Here is a 16,271-nt window from a genome sequence, read left to right as displayed (position 1 = left end):
CTAGTCCGACGTAAGCGTTATACCAGCCAGTTCCGCCGGTTCAATCTCGGGACGGAGCCCCAGAAGCGGCGCCACACGTCGGATGATCTCGGCCGTGACGGGCACCGCGGTCCAGCCGGCGGTGCGGCGCGGCTCGTCACCGGAGGTTTCCACCGGTTCATCCAGCGTGACAACGAGCACGTATTCGGGATCATGCGCCGGAAAGACGCTGGCAAAGGTCGCTATCACCTTGTCCTCGTGATAGCCGGGGCCGTTTTCCTTGGGCTTGTCGGCGGTGCCGGTCTTGCCCCCGACCGCATATCCCGGCACGTCCCCCAGCGATGCCGTTCCCTCGCGCACGACCTTTCGCAGCATCGTCAAGGCATCGGCGGCTGTCTGCTCGGACATGACCTGCGGGCCGGGCTGGACCGCCGCCTGCCTGAGAAGGGTCGGGGTGACGCGCCGCCCACCGTTGGCGATCGTTGCGTAGGCCGCGGCGAGATGCAGCGGGCTGGCCGACAGGCCATGCCCGTAAGAGATCGTCATCGTCGACAGCTCGGACCATTTCGGAGGCAGAAGCGGCTTGGCGCCCGCAGCCTCGACCATTTCGAGCCCGGTCGGAGACAGCAGCCCGAGACGGTCGAGAAAACCGCGCTGCCGATCGCCGCCGATCTTTTGTGCGATCCGCGCCGTCCCGATATTGGAGGACTTGACGATGACCTCCGAGGTCGAGAGCTCGTCGCCGTAATCATGGAAATCGCGGATGGTGAACCGGCCCCATTTCAGCGGCCCGCTCGTGTCGACCCGCGTGGACGGATCGACGAGCCCCAGCTCCATCGCCTGGGCCACGGCGAAGATCTTGAAGGTCGAGCCGAGCTCGTAGAGCCCCTGCACCGCGCGGTTGAACAGGGGGCTGTCCGACGCCCGCCCCGCCACCGGCGGGCGCGGACGGTCGTTGGGATCGAAATCCGGCAGGGACGCGAGCGAGATCACCTCGCCCGTCTCGACATCCATCAGAACGGCCGCCGCCCCACGGGCATTCATCAGAGTCATGCCACCGCCGAGCACCCGCTCGACCGCCGCCTGCACCGAGAGATCAAGCGACAGCGTCAGCGGTTCGTGCCCGCGGGCGGGGTCACGCAGGCGGGTATCGAAATGCTTTTCCACACCGGCCACGCCGACGACCTCGGCCGCGTGCACGCCCTCGCGCCCGAAGCTTGCCCCACCCAGAACATGCGCGGCGAGCCGTCCATTGGGATAAAGGCGCATCTCGCGCGGGCCGAACAGCAGCCCCGGCTCGCCGATATCGTGCACCGCCTGCTTCTGCTCGGGGCTTATTTTCTTTTTGATCCACAGGAACTTGCGCTTGCCCGTGAAATCCCGGACCAGCCGCGCGCGATCCAGATCGGGAAAGATCCGGGCCAACGCCGCCGCCGCGCGCTCGGGCTCGATCATCTGCTCGGGCTGGGCGTACAGGCTGTGGGTCTCGAAGTTTGTGGCCAGTATCCGGCCCTTGCGGTCCACGATGTCGGCCCGCTGCGCAAGGATCTGCGCCCCGGCCACGCTGGCCTGAGGCTCGGCAGGTTCGGAATTGGCCAGCACGCCCATCCGCCCGCCGATCACGGCGAAGGCGCAGAAAAAGAACAACCCCAGAACCAGCAGCCGGCCCTCGGCGCGGCGCCGCGCCCGGTCGCGCATCTCCTCGTGGCGGCGGCGGATATTCTCGCGTTCGATCACGTCGGGGTTTTCACCGCGATCTCGGGCCTGAAGGATACGCGCCAGCGGGCGCAGCGGCGTGCGTGTCATTCTGCCTCCTCCTTGCGCGCGTGGTCACCGGCTGCCTCCATGCCGGAGACGGCAACCGGGTCCGTCACCTCCAGCGGCACCCGCCCCGGATAAGCCACCTGGTCGATCCGGCCGAACTGGTAGGGTTGCAAGGGCAGCAAACCCAGCCTGTCGAAATTGATCTCGGCCAGCTCCCGCAGCCGTTCGGGGCGGTTCAGATAGGCCCATTCGGCGCGAAGCATGCGCAGCCGCTGGCGTTTGAGCCCGATCTCGCGCTGAAGCTTCTCGGCCCGCGCCTGCGCCTCCTGCGTCTTGTAGTTCTCGTGATAAGCCCAGAAGGCCAGCCCGATGACAAACAGCGCGGTGAACAGGTAGAACAGGCTGCGCATCACATCCTCCGTTCCGCTTGCGGCATGCCCAGGGCGCGGCGGTCTGCCGGCGCGGCGGGGGCATCGGTGCGGATGCCCACGCGCAGGCGGGCGCTGCGGGCGCGCGGGTTCTCGGCAAGCTCTTCGGCGGCAGGCTCGATCGGCTTGCGCCGCGCGAGCGTGAAGGTCGGCGTCCTTTCAGCCGGCGCCGGTGCGTGGCGGCTTCCGCCGCCGCCCCTGTCGGATTTCAGCTGCAGGAACCGCTTCACGATCCGGTCCTCGATGGAATGGAATGTCACGACGGCCAGACAGCCCCCCGGGCGCAGGACGCGTTCGGCCGCTTCCAGCCCCCCGACCAGCTCGGCGTACTCGTCGTTGACCGCGATCCGCAGCGCCTGGAAGCTGCGCGTCGCAGGATGTGCCTGACCCTTCTTGGGGCGCGGCAGACAGGCGGCGACGATCTCTGCAAGCTGAGAGGTCGTCTCGACCGGGGCCTGCGCGCGGGCACGAACGATGGCGCGGGCGATGCGCCGGCTGGCCCGCTCCTCGCCGTAGAGGTAGAGAATGTCGGCCAGTTCCGCCTCGGGCACGGTATTGACGATGTCCGCGGCCGTCGGCCCCTGCTGGCTCATCCGCATGTCGAGCGGCCCCTCGCGCGCAAAGGAAAACCCGCGCTCGGCCCGGTCCAGCTGCATCGAGGACACGCCGAGATCCAGCACGACGCCATCGGCCGCGGCGGCATGCTCGTCCATCCGCGAGAACGTGTCCTGAACCAGCACGAGCCGGTCGCCGTAATCCGCGGCCCAGCCCCGGGCGAGCTCCAGCGCGAGGGGGTCGCGATCGATGCCAATGACACGCTCCGCCCCCTCGCGCAGCAATGCGCGCGCATAACCTCCCGCCCCCAGCGTGCCGTCGATCCAGGTTCCTTTCACGGGCGCCACCGCGGCCAGGAGCGGACGCAACAGGACGGGGATATGCAGGTCGGTGTCGGCGGCGCGGGCAGCGGCGGCCATCGCTCACTCCTCGGCTTGCGGGTCGATCAGGGCGAGCGGATCGAAATCGTCTCCCTGCTCGGCAAGCCATGCCTCGATCTCGGCCCCGTCCACCTGGTCGAAGGTCTTTGCATTCCAGATCTCGAAATAGTCGCCCATGGCGACCATCTTGGCCTCGCCTTCCAGGTTGATCTTCTGGCGGATCTCCTGTGGCAGGACGATGCGGCCGTCCTTGTCGATCTCGGTGCGCCATGCCTTGCTGAGGATCAGCCGGCTGGCGCGGCGGCGCCGCTCGGAGCCACGCGGCAGGCTCTTGATGCCTTCCTCGATCTCGGCCATCGCCTCGACCGTGTAGGCGTGCAGGCAATTCTTTAGATGCTCGCCATGGAGAACGACAACCCTTGGGAGCGGGTTCTCGGGGCAGTTGGGGTCGCCCTCGGCGAGAACCGCGCGAAAGTCGGCCGGGATCGACATGCGACCCTTGCTGTCAACCTTCTGGTTGTATTCGCCAAGGAAGCTCGAAACCACGCGTGCCTGCCTCTCCTCTCCCCCGTCCCTGATCGGGGTACCCCGAAGCGAAACGGCGGATTGAGCTGCTGCCAGTGCCCAATCCGCCGCCCTCGTCCCGCCTCTGCGGGTGTCCGACTACGCGCGCTACCTGGGGGGATGTCTGCGTTGCCCGCGCGCCGGATCTTTTGGTCGATGAAAGCGGGTGCCTGTATGAAACCTGACTTGGGAGTTTGTTCGGGGTCTTCTCTGCTGCCCCTTGTGCCCGTCCTCATCGTGGTATCAGGGATGCCATGGGAATTCATGGAAATCAATTCTTTTTTCTGGGAAACAGCCGCACAATCTTGATTTTGAACCCTGACAGAATCAAGATCATGTGCCCGATTGGTCAGTTTGAGTGGCTCAATTAGCGTTTTCTATGAAACTTTGCACAATATATTGGTATCACAATAGCGCCCATGATTTCCCGTGATTTCCCAAAAAAATTATCAAAACAACGCCGAAAAAGCCGGATAACGGGCTTGCGCCGCCGCCGTCTTGTCGCACAGGTGATTCGGGAAATCAAACACGGGCGTCTGTCACCCGCCGCGGCCTCAGCCGGGCACGCGCAAGAAAAAGGGCCATCCGCGGGATACCGCGGATGGCCCTGTCGTCAGGCGCGGGCGCGCATCAGGCGTTCACGTCCACCACGACACGCCCGCGCACTTGCCCCTTGAGGATATCCGCGCCGAGCCGCGGCAGGTCGGACAACCCGGCGGGCTGCACCATCGCTTCCAGCTTTTCCATGGGCAGGTCGCGCGCGATCCGCTGCCACGCCCGCACGCGGTTTTCGTAGGGCTGCATGACGCTGTCGATTCCCAGCAGGTTCACGCCCCGCAGGATGAACGGGGTGATGAGCGCCCCTTCGATCGCCGGCCCGCCGGCAAGACCGACGGCCGAGACCGAGGTTCCGTACTTCATCTGCTTGAGCACCCGGCCAAGCATGGACCCCGCAACGGAGTCGACACAGCCGACCCATTTCTCGCTCTCCAGCGGCTTCTTGGTCACGTCGGTCAGGTCGTCGCGCGGCACGATCTGCGTTGCACCCAACCCCCCGAGATACTCCGCCTGTTCGGGCCGCCCGGTCACAGCAGCGACCTCGTGCCCCATATTGGCAAGGATCGCCGTGGCGACCGATCCCACGCCGCCCGCGGCGCCCGTCACCAGAACCGGGCCATGCCCCGGCTCCAGCCCGTGATCCTCCAGCGCCTGCACGGCCAGCATCGCCGTCAGCCCGGCGGTTCCCACGGCCATGGCCGCGCGGGTATCCAGCCCGTCGGGCAGCGGCACCAGCCAATCCGCCTTGACGCGCGCCTTCTGCGCGTAGCCGCCCCAATGCGCCTCGCCCACGCGCCAGCCCGTCAGCACCACCTTGTCGCCGGGCTTGTAGCGGTCGTCGTCGCTGTGTTCGACCGTGCCGGCAAAATCGATGCCGGGCACGTGCGGGTAATGCCGCACCAGCCCGCCACCCGGGCCGATGCACAGCCCATCCTTGTAATTCAAGGTGGAATACTCCACCGCCACCGTGACATCCGCATGGGGCAGATCATCTTCGCCGATCTGCTTTACCGCCGCGGACGTCTTGCCGCTGTCCTCGTCCTTTTCCACCACCAGAGCGTTGAACATGTCCTTCCCTTTCGCCTGCGCGGGGCCAGCCCCCCGCCGTTTCTTCTGGCCTCGAATATCCCGGGGAGCGCGAGGGACTGGCCCCTCGCTCCCGGCAGTCGCTTTTCAGTTCCAGAACCCCGGCTGCACCACGGCCCGGCGCGCCCCGTCGGGGGCGTGAACCTCCACCGTGTCTCCGGGATCCCAGTGGCTCAGGCGCACCATCCCGATCGCCACGTTCGTATCGTGATCCGGGCTCCATGCCGCCGAACTCACCCGCCCGACGGGCTTGCCGCCGGCCGTGACCGGCCACCACACGTCGCAGACGGGCACGGGGGCCCCCTCGATAGCCAGCGGCCTGATCTGCTGGACCGGCCCCTCCTTGGCCACCCGGAGCAGCGCGTCCCGCCCGATGCAGCCGATGGCCGACTGCGTGTTGCAGAACCGGCCAAGCCCGCATTCATGCGGCGTGTTGTCATCCGTCATGTCGTTACCATAGCTCAGCAACCCGCTCTCGATGCGCTCGATCAGGTTCGGGCAGCCGGCATGCACGTCGAGATCGCGGCCCGCCTCCATGAGTGCATTCCAAAGCGGCATGCCGATGTCGGAGCCTTCCACGTAGATCTCGAAGCCCCCTTGCTTGGAATAGCCCGATCGCGCGACCACCAGCGCCCGGCCCTGGAATTCGAGCGGCGCGAAACGGAAGAAACGGATATCGCGCACCGCGTCCCCGAACACCCGCGCCATCAGTTCGTCGGCCTTGGGCCCCTGCACCGCCAGCGGCGACACGTCCGGCTCGTCGATCAGCACGTCCAGCCGCCAGCCCTGCGCCACGCCGTTCACCCAGAACAGCAGGTCGCTGTCGGCGATGGAGATCCACCAGCGGTCCTCGGCGAGCTTGACCGCCACGGGGTCGTTGAGCATCCCGCCCGTCTCGTCCACGATCGGGACATAAAAGCACTGCCCCGGCAGCATGCCGCGCAGATCGCGCGGGGTCATCATCTGCATCAGCCGCCCGGCATCGGGCCCGCGCAGCTCCACCTGCCGCTCGCAGGCCACGTCCCAGACCTGCACCGCTTCCTTGAGGTGGCGGTAATCCTCTTCCAGCGACCGGAACACGGTGGGCAAGAGCATGTGGTTGTAGACCGTGTAGGCCTTGACACCGGCCGCCTCGACCCCCTCCGAGAAGGGCGTGCGGCGCAGCCGGCGCGACGGCGAAAGAAGTGGCGCGGTCATGTATCATCCTCCGGCATCAGGAACAGGTCTGTCACGGGCGCCTCCAATCCGGCACGGGTCATCATCGCGTGGACCTGCCCGCGGTGATGCGTCTGGTGGTTGAACATGTGCACCACGCAAAGCGCCAGCGGCTTGCTCTGATCGCGCCCGGACGCGGCCGAGTGCCACGACAAATCGCCCGACAGCCGGATGGCGCCCAAACGGTCCGCCCACGCGGCGATACTGCCGTCCATGGCAAAGCGCTCCGCGTCCCACACCCCGAGCGTCGGGCAGAGATCGACGCTTTCGCGTATCCCGCCCTCCGGTTTCGCGAACCCGGCGTCGAAACGGCTCATCCACATCCTGTCGGCCCACAGAACATGGTTGAGCGTACCCAGGATCGACCCGAAGAAGGCCCCTTGATCGGCCTTGAGATCATCAAGCGGCACGTCGCGCAGCAGGCGCGCCAACTGGCGGTTCTGCCACGCGTTGTAGCGCGCCATCAGGCGGCAGTACTCCGGCGTGATCATCACGTTACGGCCTCCTCCAGCCGTGTCGGTCAGCGCGGCCCCTTCCAGTCGATCTGGCAGATCTCGGCGCTGCGCCCGTCGAAATCCCAGACCCGGCCGAAGGCGCGCACCCGGCCCTGGTCGGCCCTTGCCACGGTGATGTCGGGGCCCATCCAGTACTTGGTGTTGGTGACAACGACGTCTTCGCCGTCGGCGCCCTCGACCGGCGTGACCGCCCCGTTGATCGCGCGCCCGACCATGAGGCGGCGCGTCTTGCCCTCGGTCTCGAAGGCGATCGGCGCGCGCTCGGCGCCGAGGAATTCGCTGACAAGCACCTTGAAGAGCCCGGTTGTGCCGCGGGCCTTTCCGCTCATGATGTCCACCAGCCCCTGGTAGGCATCATCGCTGGCACGCTCGTCGATATACGCCGCCGCTTTCCAGTTTCCGCGCGCCATCCTTCCCGGGATTTCCAGCAACAGGCCGACGTTGAGCCCCGACAGGTCCGTGTCGCCGTAATGGCCCTCGTCGATCCGGATACCTGCCCATCCCATGCAATGCCCCTCGGTGGGGGGATGGTCGCCGAGGCTGATGACGCAGGGACAAAACACCGTGCAGTTGCAATTCAGGATCAGCTCGCCCCTGATCGCCCACGGCACGGTGCCGTCGCCCGATTTCGGCGCACCCGGCATCCGGTTATCGATACGCTCGGCGGTTTCCAGTTTTTCCGACGGCATTTCGGTGTCTCCTGTTTCAAGTCACGGCGGTCAGGGCAGACCAGCCTGCCAACGCAAGCAGCAGTCCGCCCAGCGGCTTGGTCAACGGCCGGCCCAGCTGGGGCAGTTTCTCGGTCACCATCAGCAGCATGGCCAGCCCCATGAAGCCGAGGTTCATCACACCGCCGGCAAAGGCCAGCAGCATCAGCGCCCAGCAACAGCCCAGGCACACAAGCCCCAGCCGAAGCCCCATGCGCCACGGTCCCTCGTGCCAGTGCTGGAAGAAAAAGGTCAGCGGCGCCCGGCAGCGTGACAGGCAGGCCTCCTTCATCGGGCTGAACTGGTAGCCGCCTGCCAGCGCCAGCAACGCGGCGGTCAGCAGGCCCGAGCGGCTGTCGCCGAAGGCGCTCACCAGACCGGCGTTGAACAGCCCCAGCTGAAGCCCCGCCGCCAGCGCGGCAAAGCCCAGCCAAACGGCAAGGTAGCCCGCTAGCAGCGATCCGAAACGTGTCGGACCGGCGTTGCCGATGTCGTCATAGGTGGCCAGTGCCGGCAGCACGGTGGGCGCCATCATTCCCGCCGACATGAGCATCCACATGGCCGAGATGCGCAGATACCCCGCCGCGTCCGGCGTCACGCGGCAGAATTCTGCCCAGAAATCCGCGCCGTAAAGGTGCCCGAGCGCACGCAGTTCGGCCGGCACCGCCATGAGGTAGAGCGCGGTCCAGCTGGCCAGGATCAGCGCGAACAGCGCGATCCAGTGCACACCCGTCATCCGTCTGATCCGCGCAGTCAGCATTTCGGCCCGGTCGATTGAGTCCGTTGTTGCGCACAAATTGTCAGACATTTAAATGTAAGACAAATGAAAACTACACAGCCCCCACGCGCCCCGGCCGCTGCCAAGCCCGACCTTTCGGCCCAGATCGCCCAGGCCATCCGCGATGCCATCGTGGACGGCCGGATGATCGAGGACGAGCGGCTCCCGTCGGAAGCGGAGCTGGCCGAGCAGTTCGAGGTCTCGCGGCCGACGGTTCGCGAGGCGCTGAAGCGGCTGGCGGCGCAATCGCTGATACGCACGCAGCGCGGCGCGTTCGGCGGCGCCTTCGTCAAGCGCCTGTCCTACGAGGAGGCGTACGGCCAGCAGATCACGACCTCCACCCTGCTGTTGTCCATGAACGCGGTTAGCTTCGAGACCGCGTGCGAGGCGCGCTACGCGCTTGAGGGCGCCTGCACGGCGCTGGCCGCAGCCCGCCGCAGCCCCGACCACCTGGCCACCATGCGCGCCGAGATCCACCGCCAGTCACAGCCGGGGCTCAGCGACGAGAGCTTCTGCGCCTCGGACGTTGCGTTCCACCGTGCCATGGTGGATGCCGCGGGCAACCCGGTGCTGAGCTACCAGCTGGCCGGGGCGGTAGAGGCGATGCAGCCGCTGATGAACATGATCACGTTCACCGCCCGGTCGCGCGGGGCGATCGTGGACCTTCACACGCGCATCGCCGACGCAATCGAAACACGTGATGCCGCCGCCGCCCAGGCCGCGCTGGAGGAACTTGCAGCCTACACGCTGAACCTGGGCCGCGACGTGATGGCACAACGCGCTGCGCGCTGAGCGGCGCGCGGCCGCTCTGGCAGCAAGGCAGGTCCACCTGCCCGGCCGGTCAGCGTAGCACGTTGATGCGCAGCCGCAGGCCCCGGCGTGATTCCTGCGGCATGTGACGGTTGAGCCGCGCGTTGATCAGACCGAAGATCGCGATGATCACCAGCGTCAGCAGGATGAAGTACCCCGCGAGGATCGGGTACGGCACGAAGGGGTTGAAGGTCTTGTCCGCGAAATAGTTGGCGTAATAGAGCGCATCCCCCTTTTGGCGCCACGCGGGAAAGCCCGAGAAGAAAACCAGCGTCGTGGCGTGAAAGAGAAAGATCGCCTCGTTGGTGTAGGCGGGCCAGGCGAGCCGCAGCATCGTGGGCCAGACGATCCGCCGAAAGCGCGGCCAGCCCGCAAAGCCGTAGGCGTCGGCGGCCTCGATATCGCCGCGCGGGATTGCCCGGAGCGCGCCGTAGAAGATTTCACCGGAATAGGCCGCGGTGTTGAGGAACAGCACGATCAGCGCCCCCAGCCAGGCCGACGTGAATGGATCGAAGACCGGATGCACCGATTTGAGGGACAAGAAAAGGAAATAGGCAAAGAAGAACTGGATGAAGAGCGGCGAGCCCCGGAAAACGAAGATGAACCACTCCGAGGCCTTGCGCACCAGCCGGTTGCGCGCCCCCTTGCCCACGGCCACGGCGGTGGCGAGGAAGAACCCGGCCAAGAGCGCCAGCGTGCCGAAGTAAACGTTCCAGATGAGCCCCGATCCGATCAGCGTGACCTGCTCGCACAGCGTGAAATCCTCCCGCGGCAACAGGCGCTCGCCGATGCCGAGGGATCGCAGCGCATAGTCCTGGACGGTCTGCCAGCAGCTCATGCCGCTTTCCCCTGCGCATGGCCGCCGGTGATGGCCTGCCCGTGGCTGAATTTCACCATGAGCCGCTCCAGGAAGATTTCGGAGATGCGGGTGAAGACGAGATAGAAAACCAGAAGCGCGAGGAAATACCAGACCCGCCAATCGCCATGCGGGTAATCGGTGAATCGCGGGTTGGCGGTCCCGCCAAGTTCCCGCGCCCAGTAGACGATATCCTCCACCCCCAGAAGGAACAGCAGCGGCGTTGCCTTGATCAGAACCATCCAGAGATTGGACAACCCCGGCAGCGCGTACATCCACATCTGCGGCACGAGGATTCGCCAGAACGTCTGGCGGCGCGACATGCCATAGGCCTCGGCCGTTTCCAGCTGCGCACGCGGCACGGAGCGCATGGCGCCGAAGAGCACGTTGGCGGCGAAAGCGCCGAAAACGATGGCGAAGGTCAGCACCGCGAGGAAGAAGCCATAGGTTTCATGAATCCATTGCGGCGCATTGCCCAGGGGCAGCTTGGCGGCGTCGCAGACGATGAAATCGTTGCCCTGCCGGATCGGCTGGTCCCAGCCGGGGCACTTTATCTCGTGCCGGATCCATTCAAAGAACTGGTCGAGGGCGATCACGAAGAACAGGAAGAACGCGATGTCGGGCACACCCCGCACGACCGAGATGTATGCCTTTCCCAACCAGCGCAGCGGCAGTATCCGCGACCGCGCCAGCACGGCCCCCCCGAAGCCGAAGACGAGCGCCGTGGGCGCCGTGATCCCCAGCAGCGCCAGCACCACGAGCACCGAGGTGTAGAGCGACATGTGCTTGCCCGTGGTGAGGTAGCAGGCCAGCCAGCGCACACCTTCGAGCGTCTCGGGATTCGTGCAGAACGAAAAGATGGCGATGCTCCCCCGGTGCGGGTCTTGCTGCCCGTTGGTGGAAAGGGCGGGCCGGTTAGCGGGCCCGCCCCGTCGCGCCGATCAGAAGGTCGAGGCGACGTCCCATTTCTTGATCATCTCGTTGAGGCTGCCATCGTCCTTCATCGACTGGATCGCCTCGTCGAGCGTGGCCTGCAGCTCCTCGTCGCTTTCGCGCACACCGAGGCCGACGCCGCCGCCGATCGACTCTTCGCGATCGAGCAGCATCAGGTCGGCTTCCTCCTCGGCGATCGGCTTGAGATAGGACTTGTCGGCCAGCACCGCGTCCGCCTCGCCGTTGCGCACCGCGGCGATGGTTTCCTCGGGCGTGGCGTATTCCACCAGCGTCCACCCCTTGTCCGCGATGAACGCCGCCTGGATCGTGCCCGTCTGCGCCGCGACCACGGCCTCGTCGAGCTCGACATCGTTCATGGCGATGTAGGCCGAGGGATCGGGCGGGGTATAGTTCTGGGTGAAGTCGATGACCTCGTCACGCTCCTCGGTGATGGACATGCCGGCAATGATCACGTCGTAGTTGCCCGAGACGAGGTTGGGAATGATGGAATCCCAGTCATTCGTCACCCACTCGCAGGTCAGATCGGCACGCTCGCAAAGCTCGTCGCCCAGCTCGCGCTCGAAGCCGTCGATCTCGCCGGCATCGTTGATGAAGTTCCACGGCGGATAGGCCCCCTCGGTGCCGAGGCGCACCGTGTCCTGCGCCCAGGCCATGCCGGCGCTGAAGGTCAGGACGGCGGCGGTGGTAACCAGATTCTTCATGATTGTCTCCCTCTTGGTTGGTGGTCGTGGTCAGGCGGCCATGGTCGAGCTGAGAAATTGCCGCAGCCGCTCGGACTCGGGCTGGCCGAAGAGCACGTCTGGCGCGCCCTGCTCCTCGATGAGGCCCTGGTGCAGGAAAATGACATGGTCGGAGACATCCCCGGCCATCTTCATGTCGTGGGTGACGATCATCATGGTCCGCCCTTCACCTGCGAGATCCTTGATGACGCGCACCACCTCCTGCTCCAGTTCGGGGTCCAGCGCCGAGGTGGGTTCGTCGAAAAGCAGCGCCTCGGGCTCCATGCACAGCGCACGGGCAATGGCAGCGCGCTGTTGCTGGCCGCCGGAAAGCTGCGCGGGATAGGCATCGGCCTTGTCGCCGATGCCGACCTTGTCGAGATAGGCGCGCGCGGCCTGCTCGACCTCGGTCCGGTCGCGGCCCAGAACGGTGACGGGAGCCTCCATCACGTTCTGCAGGATGGTCATGTGGGCCCACAGGTTGAACTGCTGGAACACCATGGAAAGGTTTGTGCGGATGCGCAGCACCTGCTGGGCGTCGGCGGGATGGCGGTTCAGCCCCTCGCCGCGCCAGCGCACGGGCTCGCCCTTGAAGATGATGTCGCCCTGCTGGCTGTCCTCCAGCAGATTGGCGCAGCGCAGGATCGTGGACTTGCCCGACCCCGAGGACCCGATGAGCGAAACGACATCACCGCGCTGCGCCGTGATGTCCACACCCTTGATCACCTCCAGCGAACCGTACGCCTTGTGCAGGTTTCGGATTTCGATCACGGGGGCGGATTCGGTCACGGGCGCATTTCCTCGTCGATTTTGCCATCGGACGCTGCGCAGTAGGTCGGAAAATCTGGCGCAATGCAACGTCCAAAACGGAACAATTTCGGCGCTTGGCGACGTTTTGACGGCGCGTCATCCCGAATTGGCCCCGGCAAAGCCGCGGGGCGGCGGCGGGTTGGGAATTGCCAGGTAGGCCTCGGCGGGGATACGAACGATCCCATGCAACGACAGCGCCTGCCGGTCGGCCGGCGACAGCTCGGCGATTGCCACCTCCAGCGCGGCGAAGGCGGCGTTCGCGTCGCGCCCGGTTGCCGTGATGTAGGGCAGCGCCGGGGTGGGCGGGGTTTGGCCCACCTCCTTCAGCGCGGCCGCAACGGCATCGTGCGTTTGCATCATCTTCCAGCTCACGGCATCGAGTGCGGCGATATCGGCAAGGCCATCGGCAACGGCCCGGGCCGAAGCGGCGTGCGAACCTGTCGCAGACGCGGCGGCAAACGACATCCCCAGCGCCCGCGCGTGGTTCTGGGGGGCGGCCCACCCGCTTTGCGAAAGAGGCTCGTTGTACGCAAGACGCGCCCCCGCGAACTCGTCCAACGCCCCGCGCCCATCGTCGGCGCGCGCGACGTACACGCTGCGATAGTACCCCGGCGGGCAGCCGTCCAGCCCATGGTCCGGCGTGCCGACCAGCGCAACCCGCCCGTGCAGCCGGGCGCGGAAGGGATAGCCGCATGTCTGCGACAGAACCAGCGCGGGATCCTGCCACTGCTCCCACGGGTCGCCACCCCGGCAAAGCCTCTCGGGGCCCGCGCCCAGATGCTCCCGCACCGCCGCCCAGAGCCTGTCATTGGCTTGGTTCAGCTCGGGGCGGTCATACATCGGCAAGCTGGCAATCATGCGTCGCGGACCACTTTCTGCCGGGCCATCGCGCTGTCGCGGTCATTGATGCCCAGCAGGTTGGCAGCGAGGCGGATGAGCGAATCCTCGTCCGCATCGCGTTCACCATCGGCCAGAGCAACCTGCCAAAGCGCCTCGATCACGGCGATACGGTCATCGTAAGGCACGGCATCCTTGATCGCGCGGGTGAACCGCACGGTGTCGGGCGCCTCCTGCTCCAGTCGCTCGGCATCCTCGCGCAGGGCACGCGCCTGGTCGTGGTCCAGACCGAACCGCGTGGCCGCGATCGTCTCGATGCGGATGATCTCCTGCGCGGCATAGTAGCCATCGGATTTCGCCAGCCGCACCAGCAGTGCCGTCAGCGCGAGCCGGGCATCCGCGTCGTCCAGCTGTTCGGGTTCGGGCCGGATCAGCTTCGATAGAAATTCTGCAAACATGGCCCAGATATAGGCGAGACCGGCGCACGGGCCAATCGCTAACTCCGTTCGGCGGTCTCTCGCGCCGCCAGGCTGTCGGTTTCCGACAGGCCGAGCGACTCGCGCGCCTCTTCGATCACCCGAAGCTCGGACGCAGAGGCCATGCCATCCGCCAGCACTACCTCCCAAAGCGCCTCCAGCGCCTCCAGACGCGCCTCGAATCGCACGGTTTCACGGATCAGATGCGCGAAACGTTCGGTCTCGGGCGCTTGCCTTTCCAGTTTCTCGGCCGTTGCGCGCATCTTAGCGGCATCAACGGGTCCAAGCCCGTAGAGCCGTGACAGCAACCGGTCGATCCGGCGGATCTCGGCAAGGTCGTACGCGTGGTCCGACAGGGCGACGCGTACCATCAGCGCCCCGAGGGCCAGCCTCTCGTCCGGTTCGGGCAGGGGCACCGGCTGGCGGGCCGAGAAGGCATGCGCAAGACGTGTGAGCAGGGCTTTGGCGTCCATGAGCGGCTCCGCGGCGGGTTTGCTTGCCGGCGCCGGGACGGCGCGGCGTCGATCCGCGCCCGATCCTATCGCGATGCGCCTTTCGGGCAATGACGTGCGGGCGATGGAACCGCATCGTTTCCGAACCGTGTGCCAAAGGTCGCAGCAGGGCCACATTTGCTCCCAAGAATTTGCGTGTTGCCGGGCGAGGTTGAACGTGTTGCCGACACCGCAAAACGGAGCCCTGCATGAGGTCTTGTGACAAGTTTCACTGGTCAACGAGTGACATGGACGAGCAACTCAGTATCGCGCGTGCGGCAACACCCGAGGAATTGCGCCGGCTGGCACGCTGTTACGACTGGTCCACCCACCCGGAGACCGTGCTGGGGTGGATCATGGCGCAGAAAGTCGTGGATATCGGCACCGCCCTGACGGTGTTCTTCAACGGCGGGCCGGAGCGGTTCAACTACATGTCCAAGCGCGAGGTGCCGCAGGCGCACCGGGGCGCGGCGCGGGTTCTCGACAACATCTGCCTGCGGGTAAATTGCGGGTTCTACCGCGTACGCGCGGGACAGAAAGTCGACAGGCGGGCGCGAATCGACAGATGGATCGCCTATCAGCAGGCCGACCGGGAAGAGGGGCGCCGGGGCCGCTGGATCCTTGACGAAGGCATCGTCGAAGAGGCGCTCAAGGGCCGTTCGCACCAATGGGTGGAGGGCGATGCCGCGACGCTACAACCGCTGCGCGCCCGCGCCGCGGGTCGCGGGGTGCTGTCATGGCTGAGCCCCGGCGAACTGGGCCGGCAGCTGCACGGTATCCTGCCGCGGCGTGGTTGAACGGCCGCCCCACTACGCGTACCCGCATCGACCACTGACCACGACCGCGCGAACACCGGCTGTCGCCAGCCCGTCAGTGGGCTGCACGGCGCTGCGGTAACGCCGACCAGCTTCCCGTCTGGATGAAGGCGTCGACCTCTGCATAGGTGATGTAGGACAGCACGCGCGCGCGGATGCGGTTTTTCAGGGCATAGCTACGGCGGTCGAGCGACCCCTGGCTGGCCCCGGCCGTCTGGCGGATCTTGCGCCACGCGTCTTGCGAAAGGTCCAGCCGGTCCGGCAACAGCGCGTCGAGGATGCGCTGCGCCTCGTAATGGCCGTTGTCACTGTCGGTCAGGGCCTCGAAACGCACGTGCAGCCGCATGTCACGCGGCTTTGCCATGAACGCGTAGAGCACGCCGATATACGCGTCGAGCTCGGCCTCGATGGCCCGTCTCACACGCCGTTCGGTCAAGAAAGCCTTTCGTGCGAAGACCCGCGCAAGGTGGGACGCGATCGCGTCGGCCGGATCGCGCGTGATCAGCAAGAGGTGATCCGCATCGCGGCCGGCTTCGTTTCGTTTGATCTGGTTGGCCCAGTGCGCCTTGACGGCCTTGGGCTCGTCCGTGGCGATCTGGATCAGCCCGCTGCGCGCATTGGCGTCACGTTGATGGATGGGGATATCACGCGGGGCGCCGGGACAGCCCAGCGTCGGTTGCCGTGCCGCGTACTCCACCAAGGTGCGCACGAGGTGATTGCCGCTGCGCGGGTACGAGGCGATGTTCCAGACGCTTGTCGCGCCGGCACCGGTATCGCCGGAAATGCCGGGGCGTCCGGGCTTCGTGGTCTCGTCTCCCGTCCCCATGCACTCTCCCGGTTTCGTGGCCGCGTTACGCGAACGGCAAGGCCCATCCCCCCGACCTGCAAGCCATGCGACCGCCGGCCCGCGACACAATGGCACGACAGTTCAGGACCAGTTGAGCGTTGTAAACGGGCGCCGCCGGATGATCGAC

19 protein-coding genes are annotated in these 16,271 nt (G+C 66.3%); 2 read left to right on the top strand and 17 right to left on the bottom strand.

Features of this window, described 5'->3' with window-relative positions; genetic code table 11:
* The 9 genes from ACH13J_RS05280 to ACH13J_RS05240 all read right to left on the bottom strand — a co-directional run bounded on the left by ACH13J_RS05280 (position 1) and on the right by ACH13J_RS05240 (position 8,487).
* Positions 1-1,785, bottom strand: coding sequence for a penicillin-binding transpeptidase domain-containing protein (locus ACH13J_RS05280; RefSeq protein ID WP_397542263.1), 1,785 nt, complete (start codon positions 1,783-1,785; stop codon positions 1-3).
* Positions 1,782-2,153 (bottom strand): cell division protein FtsL, encoded by a 372-nt coding sequence (gene ftsL, locus ACH13J_RS05275; RefSeq protein ID WP_397542262.1) that lies wholly within the window; start codon positions 2,151-2,153, stop codon positions 1,782-1,784. The genes ACH13J_RS05280 and ftsL overlap by 4 nt, the downstream gene beginning before the upstream one ends.
* Entirely contained in the window at positions 2,153-3,145 is a 993-nt protein-coding gene (gene rsmH, locus ACH13J_RS05270; RefSeq protein ID WP_397542261.1) for a 16S rRNA (cytosine(1402)-N(4))-methyltransferase RsmH, read from the bottom strand. Before rsmH ends, ftsL begins: the two co-directional genes overlap by 1 nt.
* Positions 3,146-3,148: 3 nt before the next feature.
* Positions 3,149-3,652, bottom strand: coding sequence for a division/cell wall cluster transcriptional repressor MraZ (locus tag ACH13J_RS05265; RefSeq protein ID WP_397542260.1), 504 nt, complete (start codon positions 3,650-3,652; stop codon positions 3,149-3,151).
* Between the two features lie 648 nt (positions 3,653-4,300).
* Positions 4,301-5,296: an acryloyl-CoA reductase gene (acuI, locus tag ACH13J_RS05260; protein WP_397542259.1), complete on the bottom strand. Its 996-nt coding sequence runs from the start codon at positions 5,294-5,296 to the stop codon at positions 4,301-4,303.
* A gap of 105 nt (positions 5,297-5,401) precedes the next feature.
* The gene (locus tag ACH13J_RS05255) at positions 5,402-6,511 is read right to left on the bottom strand and encodes a dimethylsulfoniopropionate demethylase (RefSeq protein WP_397542258.1); all 1,110 of its coding nucleotides are present in this window, start codon (positions 6,509-6,511) and stop codon (positions 5,402-5,404) included.
* A complete protein-coding gene (locus tag ACH13J_RS05250; RefSeq protein WP_397542302.1) occupies positions 6,508-7,020 on the bottom strand; it encodes a DinB family protein in 513 nt (170 codons plus the stop codon). The genes ACH13J_RS05255 and ACH13J_RS05250 overlap by 4 nt, the downstream gene beginning before the upstream one ends.
* 29 nt (positions 7,021-7,049) lie before the next feature.
* Positions 7,050-7,688 carry a DUF1326 domain-containing protein gene (locus tag ACH13J_RS05245; RefSeq protein ID WP_397542301.1) on the bottom strand — a complete coding sequence of 213 codons (639 nt, stop codon included), beginning with the start codon at positions 7,686-7,688 and terminating at the stop codon, positions 7,050-7,052.
* A 61-nt stretch (positions 7,689-7,749) separates the two neighbouring features.
* A complete protein-coding gene (locus ACH13J_RS05240; RefSeq protein WP_397542257.1) occupies positions 7,750-8,487 on the bottom strand; it encodes a DUF2182 domain-containing protein in 738 nt (245 codons plus the stop codon).
* A gap of 87 nt (positions 8,488-8,574) precedes the next feature.
* On the opposite strand from ACH13J_RS05240, the gene ACH13J_RS05235 reads away from it, so the two are divergent.
* Positions 8,575-9,321 carry an FCD domain-containing protein gene (locus ACH13J_RS05235; RefSeq protein ID WP_397542256.1) on the top strand — a complete coding sequence of 249 codons (747 nt, stop codon included), beginning with the start codon at positions 8,575-8,577 and terminating at the stop codon, positions 9,319-9,321.
* Positions 9,322-9,370: 49 nt separating this feature from the next.
* On the opposite strand, the gene ACH13J_RS05230 is transcribed toward ACH13J_RS05235, so the two are convergent.
* The 7 genes from ACH13J_RS05230 to ACH13J_RS05200 form a co-directional block, all read right to left on the bottom strand.
* Positions 9,371-10,177 carry an ABC transporter permease subunit gene (locus ACH13J_RS05230; RefSeq protein WP_397542255.1) on the bottom strand — a complete coding sequence of 269 codons (807 nt, stop codon included), beginning with the start codon at positions 10,175-10,177 and terminating at the stop codon, positions 9,371-9,373.
* Positions 10,174-11,055, bottom strand: a complete 882-nt coding sequence (locus ACH13J_RS05225) for an ABC transporter permease subunit (RefSeq protein WP_397542300.1) — start codon at positions 11,053-11,055, stop codon at positions 10,174-10,176. Before ACH13J_RS05225 ends, ACH13J_RS05230 begins: the two co-directional genes overlap by 4 nt.
* A gap of 81 nt (positions 11,056-11,136) precedes the next feature.
* Entirely contained in the window at positions 11,137-11,850 is a 714-nt protein-coding gene (locus ACH13J_RS05220; protein WP_397542254.1) for a transporter substrate-binding domain-containing protein, read from the bottom strand.
* 30 nt (positions 11,851-11,880) lie between these two features.
* Positions 11,881-12,657: an ATP-binding cassette domain-containing protein gene (locus ACH13J_RS05215; RefSeq protein ID WP_397542253.1), complete on the bottom strand. Its 777-nt coding sequence runs from the start codon at positions 12,655-12,657 to the stop codon at positions 11,881-11,883.
* A 117-nt stretch (positions 12,658-12,774) separates the two neighbouring features.
* Positions 12,775-13,536 carry a PhnD/SsuA/transferrin family substrate-binding protein gene (locus ACH13J_RS05210; protein ID WP_397542252.1) on the bottom strand — a complete coding sequence of 254 codons (762 nt, stop codon included), beginning with the start codon at positions 13,534-13,536 and terminating at the stop codon, positions 12,775-12,777.
* A complete protein-coding gene (locus tag ACH13J_RS05205) occupies positions 13,533-13,973 on the bottom strand; it encodes a tellurite resistance TerB family protein (protein WP_397542251.1) in 441 nt (146 codons plus the stop codon). The genes ACH13J_RS05210 and ACH13J_RS05205 overlap by 4 nt, the downstream gene beginning before the upstream one ends.
* Before the next feature lie 38 nt (positions 13,974-14,011).
* The gene (locus ACH13J_RS05200) at positions 14,012-14,464 is read right to left on the bottom strand and encodes a tellurite resistance TerB family protein (RefSeq protein ID WP_397542250.1); all 453 of its coding nucleotides are present in this window, start codon (positions 14,462-14,464) and stop codon (positions 14,012-14,014) included.
* Between the two features lie 266 nt (positions 14,465-14,730).
* Here ACH13J_RS05200 and ACH13J_RS05195 point away from each other — a divergent pair, with 266 nt between their 5' ends.
* Entirely contained in the window at positions 14,731-15,279 is a 549-nt protein-coding gene (locus ACH13J_RS05195) for a hypothetical protein (protein WP_397542249.1), read from the top strand.
* Between the two features lie 73 nt (positions 15,280-15,352).
* Here the strand turns inward: ACH13J_RS05195 and ACH13J_RS05190 are convergent, their stop codons facing one another.
* A complete protein-coding gene (locus ACH13J_RS05190; RefSeq protein WP_397542248.1) occupies positions 15,353-16,123 on the bottom strand; it encodes a hypothetical protein in 771 nt (256 codons plus the stop codon).
* Between the last annotated feature and the right edge of the window lie 148 nt (positions 16,124-16,271).

The sequence above is a fragment of the Roseovarius salis genome (assembly GCF_044472985.1).
Taxonomy (GTDB): Bacteria; Pseudomonadota; Alphaproteobacteria; order Rhodobacterales; family Rhodobacteraceae; genus Roseovarius; species Roseovarius salis.
The sequence above is the reverse complement of the archived record's forward strand: the minus strand, read 5'-3'. Positions and strand labels throughout refer to the sequence as shown.

What these genes read in the sequence shown, in the direction of transcription:
- ACH13J_RS05280 (WP_397542263.1), bottom strand. Translation starts at nt 1,785, where the DNA reads ATGACACGCACGCCGCTGCGCCCGCTGGCGCGTATCCTTCAGGCCCGA.
- rsmH (WP_397542261.1), bottom strand. Translation starts at nt 3,145, where the DNA reads ATGGCCGCCGCTGCCCGCGCCGCCGACACCGACCTGCATATCCCCGTC.
- acuI (WP_397542259.1), bottom strand. Translation starts at nt 5,296, where the DNA reads ATGTTCAACGCTCTGGTGGTGGAAAAGGACGAGGACAGCGGCAAGACG.
- ACH13J_RS05255 (WP_397542258.1), bottom strand. Translation starts at nt 6,511, where the DNA reads ATGACCGCGCCACTTCTTTCGCCGTCGCGCCGGCTGCGCCGCACGCCC.
- ACH13J_RS05250 (WP_397542302.1), bottom strand. Translation starts at nt 7,020, where the DNA reads ATGATCACGCCGGAGTACTGCCGCCTGATGGCGCGCTACAACGCGTGG.
- ACH13J_RS05205 (WP_397542251.1), bottom strand. Translation starts at nt 13,973, where the DNA reads ATGTTTGCAGAATTTCTATCGAAGCTGATCCGGCCCGAACCCGAACAG.
- ACH13J_RS05245 (WP_397542301.1), bottom strand. Translation starts at nt 7,688, where the DNA reads ATGCCGGGTGCGCCGAAATCGGGCGACGGCACCGTGCCGTGGGCGATC.
- ACH13J_RS05195 (WP_397542249.1), top strand. Translation starts at nt 14,731, where the DNA reads ATGGACGAGCAACTCAGTATCGCGCGTGCGGCAACACCCGAGGAATTG.
- ACH13J_RS05230 (WP_397542255.1), bottom strand. Translation starts at nt 10,177, where the DNA reads ATGAGCTGCTGGCAGACCGTCCAGGACTATGCGCTGCGATCCCTCGGC.
- ACH13J_RS05235 (WP_397542256.1), top strand. Translation starts at nt 8,575, where the DNA reads ATGAAAACTACACAGCCCCCACGCGCCCCGGCCGCTGCCAAGCCCGAC.
- ACH13J_RS05190 (WP_397542248.1), bottom strand. Translation starts at nt 16,123, where the DNA reads ATGGGGACGGGAGACGAGACCACGAAGCCCGGACGCCCCGGCATTTCC.
- ACH13J_RS05220 (WP_397542254.1), bottom strand. Translation starts at nt 11,850, where the DNA reads ATGAAGAATCTGGTTACCACCGCCGCCGTCCTGACCTTCAGCGCCGGC.
- ftsL (WP_397542262.1), bottom strand. Translation starts at nt 2,153, where the DNA reads ATGCGCAGCCTGTTCTACCTGTTCACCGCGCTGTTTGTCATCGGGCTG.
- ACH13J_RS05200 (WP_397542250.1), bottom strand. Translation starts at nt 14,464, where the DNA reads ATGGACGCCAAAGCCCTGCTCACACGTCTTGCGCATGCCTTCTCGGCC.
- ACH13J_RS05210 (WP_397542252.1), bottom strand. Translation starts at nt 13,536, where the DNA reads ATGATTGCCAGCTTGCCGATGTATGACCGCCCCGAGCTGAACCAAGCC.
- ACH13J_RS05240 (WP_397542257.1), bottom strand. Translation starts at nt 8,487, where the DNA reads ATGACGGGTGTGCACTGGATCGCGCTGTTCGCGCTGATCCTGGCCAGC.